At 34.8% G+C, this 17184-nt stretch carries 23 protein-coding genes and 1 pseudogene; 11 read left to right on the top strand and 13 right to left on the bottom strand.

Features of this window, described 5'->3' with window-relative positions; genetic code table 11:
* Nucleotides 1-20 precede the first annotated feature (20 nt).
* Both MRBLBA3_RS05425 and MRBLBA3_RS05420 read left to right on the top strand, forming a co-directional pair.
* A complete protein-coding gene (locus MRBLBA3_RS05425; protein WP_000343684.1) occupies nucleotides 21-194 on the top strand; it encodes a hypothetical protein in 174 nt (57 codons plus the stop codon).
* 18 nt (nucleotides 195-212) lie between these two features.
* The gene (locus tag MRBLBA3_RS05420) at nucleotides 213-362 is read left to right on the top strand and encodes a hypothetical protein (RefSeq protein ID WP_000743736.1); all 150 of its coding nucleotides are present in this window, start codon (nucleotides 213-215) and stop codon (nucleotides 360-362) included.
* A gap of 25 nt (nucleotides 363-387) precedes the next feature.
* On the opposite strand, the pseudogene MRBLBA3_RS05415 reads toward MRBLBA3_RS05420, so the two are convergent.
* Nucleotides 388-858, bottom strand: a pseudogene (locus MRBLBA3_RS05415) (biotin transporter BioY).
* A 123-nt stretch (nucleotides 859-981) separates the two neighbouring features.
* Between MRBLBA3_RS05415 and MRBLBA3_RS05410 the strand changes: the two are divergent.
* Complete coding sequence (locus MRBLBA3_RS05410; RefSeq protein WP_001110363.1) at nucleotides 982-1890, top strand: aminoglycoside phosphotransferase family protein; 909 nt, start codon at nucleotides 982-984, stop codon at nucleotides 1888-1890.
* On the opposite strand, the gene MRBLBA3_RS05405 is transcribed toward MRBLBA3_RS05410, so the two are convergent.
* The 5 genes from MRBLBA3_RS05405 to amaA all read right to left on the bottom strand — a co-directional run bounded on the left by MRBLBA3_RS05405 (nucleotide 1887) and on the right by amaA (nucleotide 4954).
* Complete coding sequence (locus MRBLBA3_RS05405) at nucleotides 1887-2048, bottom strand: hypothetical protein (protein WP_000651091.1); 162 nt, start codon at nucleotides 2046-2048, stop codon at nucleotides 1887-1889. The genes MRBLBA3_RS05410 and MRBLBA3_RS05405 overlap by 4 nt on opposite strands.
* A gap of 96 nt (nucleotides 2049-2144) precedes the next feature.
* Nucleotides 2145-2918 (bottom strand): hypothetical protein, encoded by a 774-nt coding sequence (locus tag MRBLBA3_RS05400; protein WP_363380084.1) that lies wholly within the window; start codon nucleotides 2916-2918, stop codon nucleotides 2145-2147.
* A 24-nt stretch (nucleotides 2919-2942) separates the two neighbouring features.
* Nucleotides 2943-3389, bottom strand: a complete 447-nt coding sequence (locus tag MRBLBA3_RS05395; RefSeq protein WP_000041145.1) for a flavodoxin — start codon at nucleotides 3387-3389, stop codon at nucleotides 2943-2945.
* Entirely contained in the window at nucleotides 3382-3558 is a 177-nt protein-coding gene (locus MRBLBA3_RS05390; protein ID WP_002100180.1) for a hypothetical protein, read from the bottom strand. The genes MRBLBA3_RS05395 and MRBLBA3_RS05390 overlap by 8 nt, the downstream gene beginning before the upstream one ends.
* Nucleotides 3559-3784: 226 nt before the next feature.
* The gene (amaA, locus tag MRBLBA3_RS05385) at nucleotides 3785-4954 is read right to left on the bottom strand and encodes an N-acyl-aliphatic-L-amino acid amidohydrolase (protein ID WP_097811491.1); all 1170 of its coding nucleotides are present in this window, start codon (nucleotides 4952-4954) and stop codon (nucleotides 3785-3787) included.
* A 337-nt stretch (nucleotides 4955-5291) separates the two neighbouring features.
* On the opposite strand from amaA, the gene MRBLBA3_RS05380 reads away from it, so the two are divergent.
* From MRBLBA3_RS05380 to dltD, 5 genes are all read left to right on the top strand, one after another.
* Nucleotides 5292-5438, top strand: a complete 147-nt coding sequence (locus tag MRBLBA3_RS05380) for a teichoic acid D-Ala incorporation-associated protein DltX (RefSeq protein ID WP_000440293.1) — start codon at nucleotides 5292-5294, stop codon at nucleotides 5436-5438.
* A 12-nt stretch (nucleotides 5439-5450) separates the two neighbouring features.
* Nucleotides 5451-6965: a D-alanine--poly(phosphoribitol) ligase subunit DltA gene (dltA, locus tag MRBLBA3_RS05375; RefSeq protein ID WP_000770511.1), complete on the top strand. Its 1515-nt coding sequence runs from the start codon at nucleotides 5451-5453 to the stop codon at nucleotides 6963-6965.
* Nucleotides 6962-8128 carry a D-alanyl-lipoteichoic acid biosynthesis protein DltB gene (gene dltB / locus MRBLBA3_RS05370; protein WP_000127920.1) on the top strand — a complete coding sequence of 389 codons (1167 nt, stop codon included), beginning with the start codon at nucleotides 6962-6964 and terminating at the stop codon, nucleotides 8126-8128. Before dltA ends, dltB begins: the two co-directional genes overlap by 4 nt.
* 67 nt (nucleotides 8129-8195) lie before the next feature.
* Nucleotides 8196-8435 carry a D-alanine--poly(phosphoribitol) ligase subunit DltC gene (gene dltC, locus MRBLBA3_RS05365; RefSeq protein WP_000807310.1) on the top strand — a complete coding sequence of 80 codons (240 nt, stop codon included), beginning with the start codon at nucleotides 8196-8198 and terminating at the stop codon, nucleotides 8433-8435.
* Complete coding sequence (gene dltD / locus MRBLBA3_RS05360; protein WP_001030276.1) at nucleotides 8432-9607, top strand: D-alanyl-lipoteichoic acid biosynthesis protein DltD; 1176 nt, start codon at nucleotides 8432-8434, stop codon at nucleotides 9605-9607. The genes dltC and dltD overlap by 4 nt, the downstream gene beginning before the upstream one ends.
* Before the next feature lie 17 nt (nucleotides 9608-9624).
* Here the strand turns inward: dltD and MRBLBA3_RS05355 are convergent, their stop codons facing one another.
* Nucleotides 9625-10761: an NAD(P)H-dependent flavin oxidoreductase gene (locus MRBLBA3_RS05355; RefSeq protein WP_363380078.1), complete on the bottom strand. Its 1137-nt coding sequence runs from the start codon at nucleotides 10759-10761 to the stop codon at nucleotides 9625-9627.
* Nucleotides 10762-10831: 70 nt separating this feature from the next.
* Between MRBLBA3_RS05355 and MRBLBA3_RS05350 the strand changes: the two genes are divergently transcribed.
* A complete protein-coding gene (locus MRBLBA3_RS05350; RefSeq protein WP_363380076.1) occupies nucleotides 10832-11752 on the top strand; it encodes a S66 peptidase family protein in 921 nt (306 codons plus the stop codon).
* Nucleotides 11753-11779: 27 nt separating this feature from the next.
* Here the strand turns inward: MRBLBA3_RS05350 and MRBLBA3_RS05345 are convergent, their stop codons facing one another.
* The 3 genes from MRBLBA3_RS05345 to MRBLBA3_RS05335 form a co-directional block, all read right to left on the bottom strand.
* The gene (locus MRBLBA3_RS05345) at nucleotides 11780-12178 is read right to left on the bottom strand and encodes an SseB family protein (RefSeq protein WP_000723762.1); all 399 of its coding nucleotides are present in this window, start codon (nucleotides 12176-12178) and stop codon (nucleotides 11780-11782) included.
* 87 nt (nucleotides 12179-12265) lie between these two features.
* Nucleotides 12266-12820, bottom strand: coding sequence for a cysteine hydrolase family protein (locus MRBLBA3_RS05340; protein WP_097811492.1), 555 nt, complete (start codon nucleotides 12818-12820; stop codon nucleotides 12266-12268).
* Between the two features lie 13 nt (nucleotides 12821-12833).
* Entirely contained in the window at nucleotides 12834-13307 is a 474-nt protein-coding gene (locus MRBLBA3_RS05335; RefSeq protein WP_141528890.1) for a carboxymuconolactone decarboxylase family protein, read from the bottom strand.
* A gap of 63 nt (nucleotides 13308-13370) precedes the next feature.
* Between MRBLBA3_RS05335 and MRBLBA3_RS05330 the strand changes: the two genes are divergently transcribed.
* On the top strand, nucleotides 13371-13823 hold the full coding sequence (locus tag MRBLBA3_RS05330) for an Lrp/AsnC family transcriptional regulator (protein WP_001175508.1): 453 nt from the start codon (nucleotides 13371-13373) through the stop codon (nucleotides 13821-13823).
* A 100-nt stretch (nucleotides 13824-13923) separates the two neighbouring features.
* On the top strand, nucleotides 13924-14106 hold the full coding sequence (locus MRBLBA3_RS05325) for a DUF3913 family protein (RefSeq protein WP_000707108.1): 183 nt from the start codon (nucleotides 13924-13926) through the stop codon (nucleotides 14104-14106).
* A 29-nt stretch (nucleotides 14107-14135) separates the two neighbouring features.
* On the opposite strand, the gene MRBLBA3_RS05320 is transcribed toward MRBLBA3_RS05325, so the two are convergent.
* From MRBLBA3_RS05320 to MRBLBA3_RS05310, 3 genes are all read right to left on the bottom strand, one after another.
* Nucleotides 14136-15149 carry a CPBP family intramembrane glutamic endopeptidase gene (locus MRBLBA3_RS05320; protein WP_363380070.1) on the bottom strand — a complete coding sequence of 338 codons (1014 nt, stop codon included), beginning with the start codon at nucleotides 15147-15149 and terminating at the stop codon, nucleotides 14136-14138.
* 346 nt (nucleotides 15150-15495) lie between these two features.
* The gene (locus tag MRBLBA3_RS05315) at nucleotides 15496-16272 is read right to left on the bottom strand and encodes an ABC transporter permease (protein WP_097811493.1); all 777 of its coding nucleotides are present in this window, start codon (nucleotides 16270-16272) and stop codon (nucleotides 15496-15498) included.
* Nucleotides 16272-17174 (bottom strand): ABC transporter ATP-binding protein, encoded by a 903-nt coding sequence (locus MRBLBA3_RS05310; RefSeq protein WP_000528806.1) that lies wholly within the window; start codon nucleotides 17172-17174, stop codon nucleotides 16272-16274. The genes MRBLBA3_RS05315 and MRBLBA3_RS05310 overlap by 1 nt, the downstream gene beginning before the upstream one ends.
* Nucleotides 17175-17184 lie beyond the last annotated feature (10 nt).

Here is a 17184-nt window from a genome sequence, read left to right as displayed (position 1 = left end):
AAAAAGAAAGGTGGATACATATGGACGAAAAACAAAAGAAACAATCATTCGATGAAGAATTCGCCCCTGAAATTTCACCTGGATATCGGCAAGATGTACATAAGCCACCTAAATATAAAAACACTTCTTTTTTAATGGGCATTACCATTTTTGCCGCTGTGTTACTCGTACTCATCATTTTCGTTTATTTTTAATGGAAGGCGGTCTATTATATGAAGAAACAAGATTCTAATCGTTCAAAAAGAACTGTTAAAACAGAAAAAGGATATGCAGGGGATTCTGTTCATACACTTAAACAAATTGAGCAAGGAAACTTATACATTGCTCAAAAAGAACTTGGGCAACAAAATGAAAATCTTTAAAGTCCCTCTTCCACTAGAGGGTTTTTTATTGTACATACTGCTTGTGCTCCAACACCATAAATATATTATTAACCTTTACAATTTTCATATCATAATTTCATTTCACTTCTCTTACCATTTTCAGTACCAGCAACGTACGCTACAGCATGATAGCGAAAACTCTCATCCGTCATTTCACGTACCTCCTCGTTTGTAAATTTATACTCTAAATTCCGAAAACGATTTGGATAATAATTTTTCATTAATTGTTCATGCCCTCTATTTATAAATAGCTCTTCGCTTTTTATCTTCACATCTTCTTTATTATCAAACTCAAACACTGATAGTTACGCTGTCACAAAGTGTTCTCCTATCATTTTCACTTCTTTATCAGTTAAAATTTCTATACCCTTGTTCTTTATTTCCTGATTTAACTCGTACTGATCTATCGGTTTAAAGGTAGCAAAAACTGTCTCTTTATATAACCAAAAGCGATACATATAGAAATGATTAACATTCTTTTCTTCGTAATACACACCAACCTTCCTTCAAATTATAATTATAGATCACCAAAAAGAAAGAAGATTCTGATATTATAAAGTAGAATAATTTAACTTTTAATTAGAAATGAGGAGTGACTATGAATTATTACAAGCAATATATAAAACAAGCCCTGCCTGGCCTTTCTATACATTCATATAAGCAAAATGAAGAAGGCTGGGATAATATAGCGGTTATTATAAATGACGATCTACTCTTTCGTTTCCCGCGAAGACCTGAATATGCAAACCGAATTCCGTTAGAAAAAGAACTATGCACCATTCTTTCTCATTCATTACAAAGAATCGAAATTCCTAAGTATCACCTATTGTATAAGAATGATTGTGATACTGTTCCATTTTGTAGCTATTATCCTCTCATTCATGGTAAACCGTTAAAAACTGAAATAGTTGCCAAGTTAGAGAAAAAAGAACTTGAAGTAATTATTACACAGTTAGCCACTTTCCTTGCGACTTTACATAGTATTCCTTTAAAGCGTGTTGAAACGCTGGGTTTCCCTATCGAAAAAACACTTACCTACTGGAAAGAGCTACAAACAAAATTAAATCAATATCTTACTAACAGTTTTACCTCATTACAGAAATCAGCGTTAAATTGTTTATTCGAAAACTTCTTTGCCGATATAGCTCAATCTACCTTTCAAAATACAATCATTCACGCTGACTTTACACATCATCACATTTTATTTGACAACCAAAACAAAACCATTTCAGGAGTTATCGATTTCGGTGATGCTCAAATTGGCGATCCTGCTTTTGATTTTGCTGGACTATATTATGATTTCGGACGTGAATTTACTACATCTGTATACGAACAATACAGTACACTTAGTTCTCATCCTGATCCATTACTCATTCACCGCGTCACTAGTTTTTATCAATACAGCCCTTTACTACATAACCTTATTTATAACATTGAGACAAATAACGAAATAGAATTAAATGCGAGTGTAAAACAACTGAAAGCGATATTACAGGGCCGAGATTAAATTCTCTCCCTATATTCTTTCTCCTCATACATCATTAACTTTTTATCCATTTCAACAATGACTTTATACAGTTGAAACGCTTGTAAAATTTGCAGTTGAATCCCAAAAGGAGCATTCTGTTCTTTTAACCATTGAAATACTTTCGTTTCATCTTTCATTGATTATTCCTCCCTTTATTAATCTGCTACAAATATACGGTAAATGATGAAAAGCTTTTCATGTCAATAACAAACAAGGATGCAAAATTGCATCCTTTAATGTACGATATTTTTCTTCTGCTTCGCTTCTTTCTTTACTTCTTCCCTTTGGCATTCACTACGAAACGCACAACTCATACACTCAGAACGAAAATGACGCTCTGTATAATGCTCAGGTTGTTGCAACATTTCTTTCATTCTAGATAAATCAGCCATGCCAGTTATAATATCTTCCTGTTTCGGAATGTACTCATACTTAGTTCCTTCTATTAAATTAATAACTTCAATTTTTCCTGGAAGAATACCGAAAGCTTTATAACTGAATACTGTCATTAACTTTTGACAAAGAGCAAGCATTTCCTCATCCGCATCGACAACATACTTTTTAATTACAAACGACTCAGTACTCCACTCACCAACTTCTAATGTCAATGACATGTGGACACCTAACTCTTCCATATATGTTTGAAATTTTTCATATAAAAATAACGGCGGTGTCTGACTATCATCTCTTTCAACAAACTGTAATAAGTGATCCGTTAACTTCGCTAACACAATATAATACTCCGTCTGTGAAGCAAACATATTAATCCTTACCTTTTTCCAATACTTTTCTATTAATATTAAAAGTACGATTTTCGTTTGTTGGCCCGCAGGTAGTGTGTAATATTCATTAATAATTCGATTCACAATCATTTGTGCGATTTGTTGCCATTCAAATGAAGAAGGTTCTCTTCTTTTTATATGACGGAAATAAAATTTATGCGGACAACGCATAAAATCATACAAATGATAATCTGTCATCGTTTTGATTGCGATTTTCTCATGCACTTGCTCTTCATCTCCCTTCTGCCATTAAGAAAGGTGTTTTACAAATTCAGCTCCAAACTGTAAACATTTTTCTACATCTTCATCTTCTGGCGTTAATTCTACTTTTAGTCCTTCTAACACAACTGCAGCTCCGCGCTCTTGTAGCTTTTCTATTAAAATGTCAACCGCCACGCCGTATTTCGGATAAGCCGAATCACATGACCCGAATACTGCGGCTTTTTTCCCATTTAAATCAATAGAATCCATTGCGTCATAAAAATCTAAGAAATCATCAGGAAGGTCACCATCTCCCCAAGTATAAGCACCTAAAATAATTCCATCATACTGTTCTAGTATAGAAGCTTCTGGTGAATCCATAATATCGATAACTTCAATTTCATTTTCTGTTTCACGAATCGCACCTGCAATATGATCAGCCATTTCCTCTGTATTTCCACTCATACTTGCAAAAATCATTACTAACTTACTCAACTGAATCTCTCCTTTTACCTTGTATCTCTTTTTCTGTTGGAAACGGACTCTTCTCATCTACATATTCAGAACGAATTACATTTCGTTGCCATTCCATATGCTGATCAACATCTTTATTTTTATCTTTTAATCCCCTCCGCAGAAGGTGAAATTTTTTTCTCATTAACATGTCTCATCCATCCTATTGATAATAATTATCAATTTCAACTACCCTTAGATTAATTGACAGTGATTATCAATGTCAATAACTATTTTTAAAAAAATGATGAAAATGTACAAGCTTGTCCGTTAGCTATTCATATACTATAAATGAGCATAGTTCTTTCTCAGCCCTCTCTGACGGAAAGAAATAAAAGCAACTGCGATAGAGCGCAGTTGCCTTTTTTTATACTTTTCTATGATTTTAGTAGTCTTATCGCTGTCTCTAAAAATAATTCCACTCCATAAATTAAAGCTGATTCATCTACATCAAATTTCGGATGATGATGCGGATAACAAGTATCTACCTTTTCATTCCCCGTCCCCAATTTAATGAAGCAACCCGGTGCCTTTCTTAAATATGCTGAAAAATCTTCTCCTCCCATAGAAGGTTCAAGCTTCACAACACGCTCATTCCCAAACAAATGTAGTGCACTTTCTTCTACTACTTTCGTAATATATTCATCATTAATAACCGGATCATATCCGTATCGATACGTATATGTATACTTTCCTCCATGTGCCTTTGTAATTCCTTTCACGATTTGTTCAATTTTCTCTTCTGCTTCTATTCTTAACGCTTGATTAAAAGAACGCACAGTTCCCATTAAAGTTGCTGCATTAGGAATAATATTATCAGCCATTCCCCCATGAAACTGCGTAACTGAAACAACTCTTTGCATGAAAGCACTTGTATTTCTTGATACGATATGTTGTAAATTTGTAATAATCTGCGCTCCGATAGCAATAGGATCTATCGTTTCTTCTGGCCTCGCCGCATGCCCTCCTTTCCCTTGAATTTCAACTGTAAATACGTCTGGTGCCGCCATCATCGGCCCATACGCAATTCCGATTTTCCCGCTTTCGAGTCCTGACATAACATGTAAACCTATTACATAATCAACACCATCCATCACACCTGCCTCAACCATTTCTTGTCCCCCGCCGGGATACACCTCTTCTGCGTGCTGAAAGAAGAGACGAATCTCACCTACAAAATCTTCCTTTATATTTGATAGCACCTCTGCTGTACTTAACAAAATAGCTGTGTGAGCATCATGCCCACATGCATGCATCATTCCTTTATTCACAGACGTATAAGATTTCCTTGTCTCCTCTTGAATTGGTAAAGCATCTATATCAGCTCGAATCGCAACTACTTTCCCTTGTCCCGTCCCTCTTTTAATTGCTAGTACACTATACTTCGTCGGTCTCATTACTTCAAAAGAAGAAAATGAGCATAATGTATCATATATAAATTGTGAAGTTTCTTTTTCATGAAATGATAATTCCGGATACTTATGGAAATGCCGTCTCCATTTCATTATATTTTCTTCCGAAATAAGACTCTTCCACACTATATTCATGATAATTTCCTCCTTTTAATAAGATCTAGAAATATAAAGTTTGCTCAGTCTCTACCGATTAATAAGAAACAAATATTATATTTTCTCGTATTCTTATAATCCACTTTTATGTATTCACACAATCCACTTTTTATTTACATGACAAACCCATTACAAATTCATGCTGAATGTAATATAATTGCTAAGTTAGGGATTTTCTTTTTTAGTATTTAGTGCTAATATCAGAAAAGAGCCTTTTGTCTTATTTTTACCTAAAATGTGGAATTTTGTTTTTTTCACAATAATGTAGGACATGATACCTACAAAGAGCTATTATTTCATTAAGAGAGGGAAAGACATGGAAAGATTAAAAGAGATATGGTCTCGACCACTCACACAATGGGTTGCAAAGACGGTTTATTACCTTGCAATTTTATTTGCATTACTTTGGTTGTATGGATTCCATGATACAAACACAAGTACATTTATTTACAATGAATTCTAGGGTGGGAACGTTATGAAGTTATTAGAACAAATTGAAAAGTGGGCTGCAGAAACGCCTGATCAAACCGCTTTTGTTTGGCGAGATGCGAAAATTACGTACAAACAATTAAAGGAAGATTCTGATGCGTTAGCACATTGGATTTCTTCTGAGTATCCAGATGATCGTTCACCAATCATGGTGTATGGACATATGCAACCTGAAATGATTATTAACTTTTTAGGATGTGTAAAAGCTGGACATGCTTACATTCCTGTAGATTTATCTATCCCAGCTGATCGTGTACAACGTATCGCTGAAAATTCTGGTGCGAAATTACTTTTATCAGGAACAGAAGTAACTGTAACTGATTTACCAGTTCGCATCGTAAGTGAAGACAACTTAAAAGATATTTTCTTTACTCATAAAGGGAACATTCCAAATCCTGAACATGCGGTAAAAGGTGATGAGAACTTCTACATTATTTACACATCAGGAAGTACAGGTAATCCGAAAGGGGTTCAGATTACTTATAACTGCCTTGTTAGCTTTACAAAATGGGCTGTAGAAGATTTCAACTTACAAACAGGGCAAGTATTCTTAAACCAAGCACCTTTCTCATTCGATTTATCTGTAATGGATATTTACCCATCATTAGTAACAGGTGGTACACTTTGGGCAATCGATAAAGATATGATTGCACGTCCAAAAGACTTGTTTGCTTCTTTAGAGCAATCGGATATACAAGTATGGACTTCGACACCATCTTTCGCAGAAATGTGTTTAATGGAAGCATCTTTCTCTGAGAGTATGCTACCAAACATGAAAACATTCTTATTCTGCGGTGAAGTATTACCAAATGAAGTGGCTAGAAAATTAATTGAGCGTTTCCCGAAAGCTACAATTATGAATACGTATGGTCCAACAGAAGCTACTGTCGCTGTAACAGGTATTCACGTTACAGAAGAAGTGCTTGATCAATACAAATCACTTCCAGTTGGCTACTGTAAATCAGACTGTCGCCTTCTTATTATGAAAGAAGATGGCACGATTGCACCTGATGGTGAAAAAGGTGAAATCGTAATTGTCGGTCCAAGCGTAAGCGTTGGATATTTAGGAAGCCCTGAATTAACAGAAAAAGCATTTACTATTATTGACGGTGAGCGCGCCTATAAAACAGGCGATGCTGGCTATGTTGAAAATGGTCTTCTATTCTATAATGGTCGTCTTGATTTCCAAATTAAGCTTCATGGTTATCGAATGGAATTAGAAGAAATTGAGCATCATCTTCGTGCGTGTTCTTACGTAGAAGGAGCAGTTATTGTTCCAATTAAAAAAGGTGAAAAATACGATTATTTATTAGCGGTTGTTGTTCCTGGTGAGCATTCATTTGAAAAAGAATTCAAATTAACATCTGCAATCAAAAAAGAACTCAATGAGCGTTTACCAAACTACATGATTCCACGTAAATTCATGTATCAATCTTCTATTCCAATGACACCAAATGGAAAGGTAGATCGCAAAAAATTATTGAGTGAGGTTACAGCATGACCGCGTATGGATCATTTTATTTTTTCGCTATAGTGGGCATTTTATTAATACCTACTATCATAGCTGGATTAAAAGGTAAAATGTTGCGTAAATATAATGCCTTTTTAACATTATTAATGCTTGTTATTATCTTCTCTGATAAACCAAAGCAAGCAATAATGTTAGCCGCATTTATTATTTGGCAATATGCCCTTATTAAAGGCTATTTATTATTAAGAAAACAAAATAATAGTACATCTAGGTTTTATATAGCTGTTATTTTATCGATTTTACCGCTTATTTTGGCAAAAGTCGCACCGTTTGTACCTGAGCTAAAGTTTGTCGTATTTTTAGGAATGTCCTATGTAACATTTAGAGCAGTACAAATGGTATTTGAAGTTCGTGATAATTTAATTAAAGAGCTTTCCTTCTTTAATTTTTGGGAATTCGTTTTATTCTTCCCGGCTATCTCAACAGGACCTATCGATCGTTACCGCAGATTCCAAAAAGATATTCAAAAGCCACCTAGTGCAGAAGAATATCAAAACTTACTATATACAGGGCTAAACCGTATTTTCCAAGGTTTCTTGTATAAATTTATTATTGCTTACTTAATAAAGCAATATTTTATGGATCCGGCATTCGCTCAACAAGATACAATCCTATCAAATATGATTTACATGTATAGCTATAGCTTATATTTATTCTTTGACTTTGCTGGTTATAGCTCATTTGTAATTGGTGTAAGTTATATGATGGGAATTAAAACTCCAGAAAACTTTAATAAACCATTTATTAGTCGTAACATTAAAGACTTCTGGAACCGCTGGCACATGAGTTTATCATTCTGGTTCCGTGACTTTATTTACATGCGTTTCGTCTTTTTTGCAACGAAGAAAAAGCTAATTAAAAACCGTTACACAATTTCGTATATCGGTGCATTTTTAAACTTTTTCATCATGGGAATATGGCATATTACTGGTGAGCATGTGTATCAATACATTATTTATGGTCTTTATCATGCTGCCTTGTTTATCTTGTTCGATATTTTCGAACGAAAAAACAAGAAGCATAAGTTTTGGCCAAATAATAAATTTACGCATGTCCTTGCGATTGTAATTACGTTCCACGTTGTATGTTTCGGTTTCCTAATCTTCTCTGGACACCTTAACAGATACTTTTAATGCACCCTTCTTATTCCATTAAGAAGTTGCACATATAATATATTCGGATATAAAGGAGATTTTAAAAATGGCAGAATTCAAAGAGCAAGTATTAGATATTTTAGAAGAAGTATGTGAAAACGATATTGTGAAAGAAAACTTAGATGTTCAATTATTTGAAGAAGGTATTCTTGATTCTTTCGCTGTAGTATCTTTATTAGTTGAATTCCAAGAGCGTTTAGATATTGAAGTGTCTATTTCTGATTTTGACCGTGATGAATGGGCTACACCAAATATGGTTATTAAGAAGTTGGAAGAAATCCGATGAACAAAGCAAAATTTGGTCCGATGCTTTTAGCATTGGCCCTTTTTGCTGTATTCTTACTTATTCCGACGCGCTTCCTACTTCCACTTTTAAGTGATGAGAAAGTAGAACAAGCTGCGACTTCTTTAAAAGAAGAAAAGATTCAAAGTATGATTTTACAGCAAAAGATGTTAGCAGATCCGAAATATCTTCCGATGTACGGTTCATCGGAATTCGCACGTATGGATGCTTTCCATCCATCAAATTATTTCAAAGTAAAGCCTGAAGGGTTCACACCATTCCTTCTTGGACGCGGTGGAACACAAGACCTTGTACACGTATTAAACTTTGCATCTACAATGGATCAATTGAAAGACAAGAAAATGGTATTCGTTCTTTCTCCGCAATGGTTTGTGCCACAAGGTATTGATGAAACACACTTTGCACCTAACTTTTCAAAACAACAAGGCTATCACTTGCTTTTCAATGATGACTTAAAGCCTGAGATGAAAAAACAAATTGCAAAACGTTTACTAAACTTTGAGATTGTTAAGAAAGAAACTTTACTTAAAGTTTCGCTTGAAGGTATCGTTTATGATGATACAAAGCATAAAGTAAAAGCACTTGCTGCTAAACCTTTCGCTTATATTTATCGTAACATTTTAGATCGTAAAGATTTATTTACAGCAATGTTTGATATTAAACCGCATAAAGAAAAACTTGACCCTTCATTAAAACAAATGAACTGGGAAGAGGCTCGTAAACATGCAGATCAAACGGGCGCAGTAGAATCTGGATCGAACGAATATGGTATCGAAGATGATTACTTCAATAGCAAAATTAAGAAGAAATTAAAGCAACGTGAAGGTTACTTAAAAAATGATGCTTATGACCAATCACCAGAGTATGAAGATTTACAAATTGTACTTGATTTATTAAAACAATCTGGTGCAAAACCACTCTTCATTTCTGTTCCTGTAAAAGGTCCTTGGTATGATTACGCTGGCTTCCCGAAAGAAAAACGCGAATTATACTACAATAAAGTTCATGAACAAATTAAGAAAGCTGGCTACCCAATTGCTGACTTCTCAAATCATGAATATGATAAGTACTTCTTAAAAGATCATATGCACTTAGGTTGGAAAGGCTGGGTTTACATCGACGAGGCCATCCAACAATTTTATAAAGCAAACTAATGAAAAGACCGCTTGAATTATTCAAGTGGTCTTTTTCTATATACATTTTGTAATTGTTCGATTACGTTCTCCGCTTCATTCATGACACGTTTCACTACGTGCTGAGCTGGCTCTATTCGTGCTAATGCTGATGCTTGTCCCGCCCAAAGCGACATGTATTCTCCTTTATTTTGTTTTGCTGCTTCTTGGCGTATTTTAGAAGTTAATACATTTTGCACTGGATACATCGGAAGCCCTTCTTCTTTCCCTTCATGTTTCTCTATAAATTCATTACGAATACCCCGTGCATATTTCCCGGAAAACGCACGAGTTACAGTTGTACTCGTATCTGTACTTTGTAATACGGCCTCTTTATATGCATCATGTGTAATACTTTCTTCACTCGTTAAAAAGGCTGATCCCATTTGAACAGCTTCTGCCCCCAGTGTAAATGCCGCAACAAGCCCTTGCCCATTCATTACACCACCTGCTGCAACGATCGGGATATGAGGTACTGCTGCTACTAATTGCGGAATTAACGCAAACGTACCAATCATAGCATCACGCTCTTTCCCAATAAACGTTCCTCTATGCCCTCCTGCCTCACTACCTTGCCCGACGATAATATCAACCCCTAACTCGGCAAGTACTTTCGCTTCTGCTACATGGGTAGCTGTTCCGATAACTTTTATCCCTCTCCTTTTTAATTCATCTATTTCTTCTTTTTCTAACGTTTGAAATGCAAAACTAACGACCGGTACTTTTTCCTCTAATAATACTTGTAATTGCGCTTTATAGCTTTTCGGCAGCTTTGGTGACTGCTCTCCCTCTATACCTAGTTCTCTATTCACCGCTCCCAGTAATACGTTCGCCTCTTTTACCTTTTCTTCTTCTATCTTTACCTCTTTTGTTACAAGTAAATTAACACCAAATGGTTTATCTGTTAACTCCCTTATCTTATAAATAGCTTCACGAATTTGTTCTGGGCTCATATAGCCAGCTCCAAGCGTACCTACCCCTCCGCCATTACTTACAGATGCAACGAGCTCTGGCGTTGTAATGGCACCTGCCATCCCCGCTTGTATAATAGGATTTTTCACTTGTAATATTTCTGTAACTCGGCTTGTAAACATCATTTTCCCTCCTACTTTCCTTATACCTTCTTTATATGACATACTTTCCCCTTCTTTTACAAGGATTGAACCATCGCTACGCGAATATATTGAAAGAGAAGGAGGGAATACAATGATTTATCCAAATGCATTAAAACAAGGTGACACTGTAATGGTTATCGCTCCATCAGGCCCACCAACACCCGAAAATGTTTTAAAAGGCGTGAACGTATTAAAAGAGATGGGATTATCCGTAATAATTGGAAAGAGTGTTTATGAAAAATATGGATATTTAGCTGGAGGTGATCAAGTTCGTCTTGATGATATACATGAAGCATTTTCAAATACTGAAGTCAAAGCGATTTTTTGTGCACGGGGTGGTTACGGAAGCGCTCGCCTTCTCCCTTACATTCAATATGAAATTATTCAACAGAATCCAAAAATTTTTTGGGGATATAGCGATATTACAGCTTTGCATACCGCCTTTTCACGTTATGCGGAGCTGGTTACTTTTCATGGTCCAATGATTGAAGAATTAGGAAAAGGTATAGATTCTCTCTCTCTATCTTCTTTCAATCAACTCTTCCATCCGTATTCATCTATCTTATATGCATCAGAATGTATCGTACCTACCTCTCCATATACAGTTTCAGGTACATTAGTTGGAGGGAATTTAACTGTGTTAACAAGTATAATTGGCTCGCCCTATGAGATAAATACAGCAAATAAACTTTTATTGCTTGAAGATATTGGTGAAGAACCATATCGCATTGACCGGATGTTAAATCAACTACTTTTATCTGGACAGTTTAATGAATGCATTGGCGTTATTTTTACAAGTTGTCACGACTGCACCCCTTCTAAACCATCCCAATCATTGCAAACAATATTATATGAATATTTCACGCCATATAATATACCTGTGCTATTCGGTTTACCAATTGGACATATAAGCCCAAATATCGGTATTCCCCTCGGAGCTACAGCAACAATAAATACAAATAACAAAACTGTTTCTATTTCTACTGGTATAGCCACTCCATGTTCAAATTAAAAAGGAAAAGCTACTAAGCTTTTCCTTCTACTTATAATAATTAAAGATTCGCCCAGATGAGATATCTGCGATTTCTTCTGGAATAAATGTTTTACTCATATCTGTTCCAACATTTAATACAGCTGTCGCATCTTTCTCGATGCTACCAAATAATTCTTTTCCACGTATCGTAATAAGGGGTGTCCCTTCTGGCAACACATCTTTTACAAATTCCAATTGCGTAAAGAATGGAACGATCCATCTATCCTCTCCTTGGAAATGACGTAAACGAAGTGTGCCTTCTGTTGCTCCGTCCTCTGCTTCTAATGAACCAGCAACATAAAAATCAGTTGTTAAGAGCAATTCATAAAATTCCTTTTGCTTTTGTTTATCATCCCCTGCTAAAACGAGTACCTCTTCTATTTTTTTTACTGGAATTTTCTTCATATGGTGACACCCCTATTTTCAAAATGATTATACTTAGATTATACGAAATATTCTTATTTTTTTCTACATAATTCCGCAATTATTTTCTTAAAATAATTTTAAAGCCTCTTCAGTCGTAACGATTTTAGCAAATTCATCATGTAAGTTTACAAGTGTCATATTGTGAATGTCCTCTGCACTATACTCTATCCCGTCCAGAACTTTACGATTGAATGTAGCCGTCGCATCGCTCACTACATACGTTGTAAATCCTAAATTACCTGCCATCCGTGTTGTAGTCTCCACACAATGATTTGTTGTTAATCCTACAATCACTACAGTATTACATTTTTTCTCTCTTAATTGTTCTTCTAAATTTGTCCCAATGAACGCGCTATTAACGGATTTCCGGATTATTATTTCATCTGGCATTGGTTGCACTTCTTCTTTAAAGTTTACCGTTTCCACATATTGATAAAACATCGACTGAACATTTTCTTTATTTACATGTTGAATATGAAAAACTGGCAGTTTCCTTTTTCTCCATTCCTCTAACAAACTTTTCATATTTTCTTCCGCAAAAAGGTTATTCCTCGTGCCCCAGTACGGCAAGTTGAATGCTTCTTGTACATCAATGATTATAAGTGCTACTTGATTAAGCATACTACCCTCCTATTTAATTGGGCTGTAATTGAAACAGAAAACCAAGTTGCTGCGACGCAGTAATAAAACAAATATACGCGCAAAGCTCTACAATTTCTTTTTCCGTCCAATATTGTTTTAAGACATAAAACATATTATCTTCTATCGCCTTTCGGTCATGAACAAATGTATGCGCAAAAGTAACTGCTACACTCATTTCTTCTACCTTTTGCATATCATCAGGTCTTCCCTTTGCCATACAGTACGGACATTCATTCCCATACGCTAATGTCCGTCTCACTTGCTCCTTCAACTCTGCTGAAAGAGTTCCTTTATTGTACATTGTATCCTCTAACGCACTCCACGAATGTAATATATCCGGATTATGCCCTAATAACTTTTGAAACTTTGTATCTCCTACATTTGACAATGAAATCCTCTCCATCATTTCCCCTCCTATTTCCTTCTGTTTTATTGTAAAATAAATAAAGTTCACTTTACATTTCATATGAATCTTAATTTATATTTTTCCTTTACAAAAAATATCATTTTAATGGAGGTTTGTTTACAAATGCAACTAGACCGTGTTGATCGAAAAATTTTAAATGAATTATATAATGATAGTCGCCTTTCCATGCGCGAATTAGCAAAGCGAGTAAACTTATCCGCTCCGTCTACTACAGAACGTGTTCGTAAACTTGAAAGTGAAGGAGTTATTCAAAAATACACAATCGATATCGATTATAAAAAAGCAGGACTTGTTTTAGATTGCATTTTAGAAATCACTTTAAAAAATGGTGATACAACACGTATGCAACAGTTTATTCAATCTTATCCATCTGCAAGTTTTTGTTACCGAGTAACAGGAAGCTTATGCTACATTGTAAAAATTTCTGTTCCTTCACTCGTAGAACTTGAAGAATTTATTAATGATGTTTCTTCATATGCAACGACAGTTTCTCATATCGTATTATCAGAAGTAGCTCTTACTCCGGATATTGAACATATCTTCCCAGAAAATTAATTTATTTTTATTCATAAATTATTGAAAAACCCCTTACAATAAGAATAAAAATAATATATTATGTATTAAAATACATAAAGTTCGAGAAAGGGGCTTCACATTGAAAATCTGGTTTTATGAAAAAACGGCACAATTAGATGACTTGCTTGGTATTTGGGACAATGTTCCGACCATCCCTCGAATTGGTGAAAAAGTTGAACTTCTAAAAACAGTTCGGATCGTTACAGATATTAAATATGTAAAGAACGGTAATAATTTTCGTGTAGAGATTATTACAAATTAAAAAGTAGCTCTTTAGGAGCTACTTTTTAATTATCTATTATACGCTTTCTTTATAACAATTTTATCTTCTTCTACAGAAACTGTTACATAATCATTTTCTTCTAATCGAAGCTTATTTACAGCTTCATCAGGCAGTTCTACAGCCATCAATCTATCTGTTACTATCACTTGGCTATATATTTCATTTTCTTCTGATGTATTCACTACTTTTTCTTCATTTATGAAACGAATCGGTGGCACACCTACTTCTTTTACCGTACGCCATTGTTTCCAAATGTAAGGGATTAACCAAAGTAATCCAACAATCACAAGTCCAATGCCAATCCATAAATTACTTTGTACCTGCAATTCCGCAATTGAGATTGTGTCACTTTCATCTCCACTTGCCAATTGCATACTCGTTGCAATCAAATTATTTAAAGCATGCACAGCAATATTCGTCCATATACTTCTTGTCTTTATGTATAGAAGGCACATAATAACACCGAACATGAAAGCACCGATAACATCAAAATGTCCTAGTCCAAAAATAAGAGAGGATATAATAACCGCTCGTTTAATCCCCCATTTGTATGCCATTCGTTGTAAGAAAAACCCTCTAAAAATAACCTCTTCCATTATTGGGGCTAATACACATGCTGAAATGAAAGTAAATATAGTCATATATATGTTACTCGTATTAATTACATTTCCATCTTCTAACATAGTAACTAAGAAATTAGGTACAGTATGTGCTAAAATATAAAATTGAATTTGGGATATACCGACTGAAAAAATCATTCCCATTATCGTTGCTAATACAATTAATCCCCAATGTAAACGTCCCGGTTTATCAAAAAAACTTTTAAAAACAACATTATTTTTACTTGTTTTTAAATATAGCCACAATAGTGGAAATACGAAAAATATTGATATTTGTGACATGAACTCTATCGTATTGTCAGAAGCACCTGATAAACTTAATGGAATCATCGTTAGGAACATCCCTATAATCATCCATCCAAAAAAACTACGTAACCTTATACGTGAAAATGCATATTGCATATTAAACACCTCCAAAGATAGTAAAAATAAAGTGAAACTTTAATCAGCCCTCACCAATCGGGCTTTTACGGGCAGTTGATCCCCCACCTAACTTCTTTTCTTTCGCTGAATTTTGAGGTGAGGGTCTTACTGCCCACAAATAGCGGGATAAATGGTCGGATAACTAAATTATAATATGAATATAGTTGAAAATCTTCCTATTTTTCTCAAATGTTTTCAAACAACATATCTCTTAAAATATATAATACATTTTATTTAAAATACCGTATTACTGTTCTTCCAGTTGAAATCTAGGAGAACGTTATGTAATAAAAATCCCCGTTTTTACAAGCGGGGATTTCTTTTATTATAATACGTCACGTTTTTGGAATAATACACTTGATGCTACAAGTAATACAGCAAAGTATGCAACTACAAGTAATAATGAGGTTGTAAACGTAAATTCTGTAAATGGTGGTTCTGCTCCGCCACTTACTAATTTATTGCTATCGTAAACACTTAAATTCAAATGGAAAAACACTACAAATTTTGCTACACCTTTTGCAAACATCATCAGTACCATATTAATTGGTCCTTGTAAAAAGAAGAGGAACATCGTAATAATCAATGGTAATACAGACTTTCTAAATACGTTTGCTAAGAAAAATGCAAGCGTCGCAAAGAAGAACGGCGAAAGTACTTGATATAAAGTAGATTTCATTACGATTCCTAACGTTAATTCTGTTTTACTACCATCCTTTACAATTCCGCCAATAATCATTGCAATTAACGTGCTAGCAAATATGATAAATACTATAGTAAGTAACACTGTAATATATTTAGAGAATAAAACGGTAATTCTTTTTCTTGGACGGATTAATAACTGCTTAATTGTACCTTTTTGGAACTCATCAGTAATCATACGTGAAGCAATCGTAATTCCAAAAATTGTTGCAAATAAAGTAATTAAACCAATCTCTGAACTTGCAAAATCTAAATATGATCCTTTAAATTCACTTCCGTCTCCCCACTTCAGCATCGCTAAAACTCCCAAAATCTCCAATACTGCAATGACACCAATTAAAATATACATACCTTTTTTCGCATGCAACTTTAAAAATTCATTTTGAATTAATTTAAACATTACGCTTTCACTCCCCCTGTAATTGCTAAGAACTCATCCTCTAACGTTTTATTTTGAACGGTAACTCCGTATACAAGCACATCATCATTCACAAGTTTCTTTACAAGTTGTGGAATTTCTTCTTTCGTTACAGATACTGCAATTACATTTCCTTGCGCCTTACCTTTAATGATTTCATTTGCTTTCTGTACCTGATCTACTTCAAACGCTACAACTACTTTCTCATCATGTTTCGCTTGTTCATGTAAGTTGTACTCTTGTACAAACTCACCTTGCTTAATAATAACGACGCGATCACACATTAGTTCAATTTCACTTAATAAGTGACTTGATACGATTACGGCAATATTCTCTTCTTTCGCTAAACGTTGTAAATAATCACGAATTTGACGAATACCAGCTGGATCTAATCCATTTGTCGGCTCATCTAAAATTAAGATTTTCGGCTGATGAAGTAATGCCTGTGCAATTCCTAAACGTTGTTTCATACCAAGTGAATATGTTTTCACCTTTTTATGAATCGCATGCTCTAAGTCAACAAGCTTTACAATTTCAGCAATGCGCTCTTTACTAATTGGGGTAATTGCCATGTTTGCAAAATGCTTTAAATTTTGCATTCCAGTCATATAATCATATAGTTCTGGATTTTCTACAATCGCTCCAATTTGCTCTAGCGCCTTTTCACGCTCCGTGCGAATGCTATGACCACAAATTGTAATATCGCCTTCTGTCATAGAAATAAGACCTGTCATCATACGAATTGTCGTCGTCTTACCACTACCGTTCGGTCCAAGGAACCCGTATACTTCTCCTTCTCGAACCTCAAACGATAGGCCGCGAATGATTTCTGCCTTACCAATCTTTTTTCGAACATTTTCTAATTTCACTACTACGTTTCCCAATGCTGATTCC

Source organism: Bacillus sp. LBA3-1-1.1 (genome assembly GCF_040676495.1).
Lineage (GTDB): Bacteria > Bacillota > Bacilli > Bacillales > Bacillaceae_G > Bacillus_A > Bacillus_A nitratireducens.
The sequence above is the reverse complement of the archived record's forward strand: the minus strand, read 5'-3'. Positions and strand labels throughout refer to the sequence as shown.

Bases quoted from the DNA above. Each gene is read 5' to 3' on its own strand.
- MRBLBA3_RS05350 (WP_363380076.1), top strand. From the start codon at position 10,832: ATGATTTATCCAAATGCATTAAAACAAGGTGACACTGTAATGGTTATC.
- dltC (WP_000807310.1), top strand. From the start codon at position 8,196: ATGGCAGAATTCAAAGAGCAAGTATTAGATATTTTAGAAGAAGTATGT.
- dltA (WP_000770511.1), top strand. From the start codon at position 5,451: ATGAAGTTATTAGAACAAATTGAAAAGTGGGCTGCAGAAACGCCTGAT.
- MRBLBA3_RS05335 (WP_141528890.1), bottom strand. From the start codon at position 13,307: ATGAAATGTAAAGTGAACTTTATTTATTTTACAATAAAACAGAAGGAA.
- MRBLBA3_RS05340 (WP_097811492.1), bottom strand. From the start codon at position 12,820: ATGCTTAATCAAGTAGCACTTATAATCATTGATGTACAAGAAGCATTC.
- MRBLBA3_RS05405 (WP_000651091.1), bottom strand. From the start codon at position 2,048: ATGAAAGATGAAACGAAAGTATTTCAATGGTTAAAAGAACAGAATGCT.
- amaA (WP_097811491.1), bottom strand. From the start codon at position 4,954: ATGAATATAGTGTGGAAGAGTCTTATTTCGGAAGAAAATATAATGAAA.
- MRBLBA3_RS05330 (WP_001175508.1), top strand. From the start codon at position 13,371: ATGCAACTAGACCGTGTTGATCGAAAAATTTTAAATGAATTATATAAT.
- dltB (WP_000127920.1), top strand. From the start codon at position 6,962: ATGACCGCGTATGGATCATTTTATTTTTTCGCTATAGTGGGCATTTTA.
- MRBLBA3_RS05390 (WP_002100180.1), bottom strand. From the start codon at position 3,558: ATGTTAATGAGAAAAAAATTTCACCTTCTGCGGAGGGGATTAAAAGAT.
- MRBLBA3_RS05410 (WP_001110363.1), top strand. From the start codon at position 982: ATGAATTATTACAAGCAATATATAAAACAAGCCCTGCCTGGCCTTTCT.
- MRBLBA3_RS05320 (WP_363380070.1), bottom strand. From the start codon at position 15,149: ATGCAATATGCATTTTCACGTATAAGGTTACGTAGTTTTTTTGGATGG.
- MRBLBA3_RS05380 (WP_000440293.1), top strand. From the start codon at position 5,292: ATGGAAAGATTAAAAGAGATATGGTCTCGACCACTCACACAATGGGTT.
- MRBLBA3_RS05345 (WP_000723762.1), bottom strand. From the start codon at position 12,178: ATGAAGAAAATTCCAGTAAAAAAAATAGAAGAGGTACTCGTTTTAGCA.
- MRBLBA3_RS05425 (WP_000343684.1), top strand. From the start codon at position 21: ATGGACGAAAAACAAAAGAAACAATCATTCGATGAAGAATTCGCCCCT.
- MRBLBA3_RS05355 (WP_363380078.1), bottom strand. From the start codon at position 10,761: ATGTCATATAAAGAAGGTATAAGGAAAGTAGGAGGGAAAATGATGTTT.
- dltD (WP_001030276.1), top strand. From the start codon at position 8,432: ATGAACAAAGCAAAATTTGGTCCGATGCTTTTAGCATTGGCCCTTTTT.
- MRBLBA3_RS05420 (WP_000743736.1), top strand. From the start codon at position 213: ATGAAGAAACAAGATTCTAATCGTTCAAAAAGAACTGTTAAAACAGAA.
- MRBLBA3_RS05315 (WP_097811493.1), bottom strand. From the start codon at position 16,272: ATGTTTAAATTAATTCAAAATGAATTTTTAAAGTTGCATGCGAAAAAA.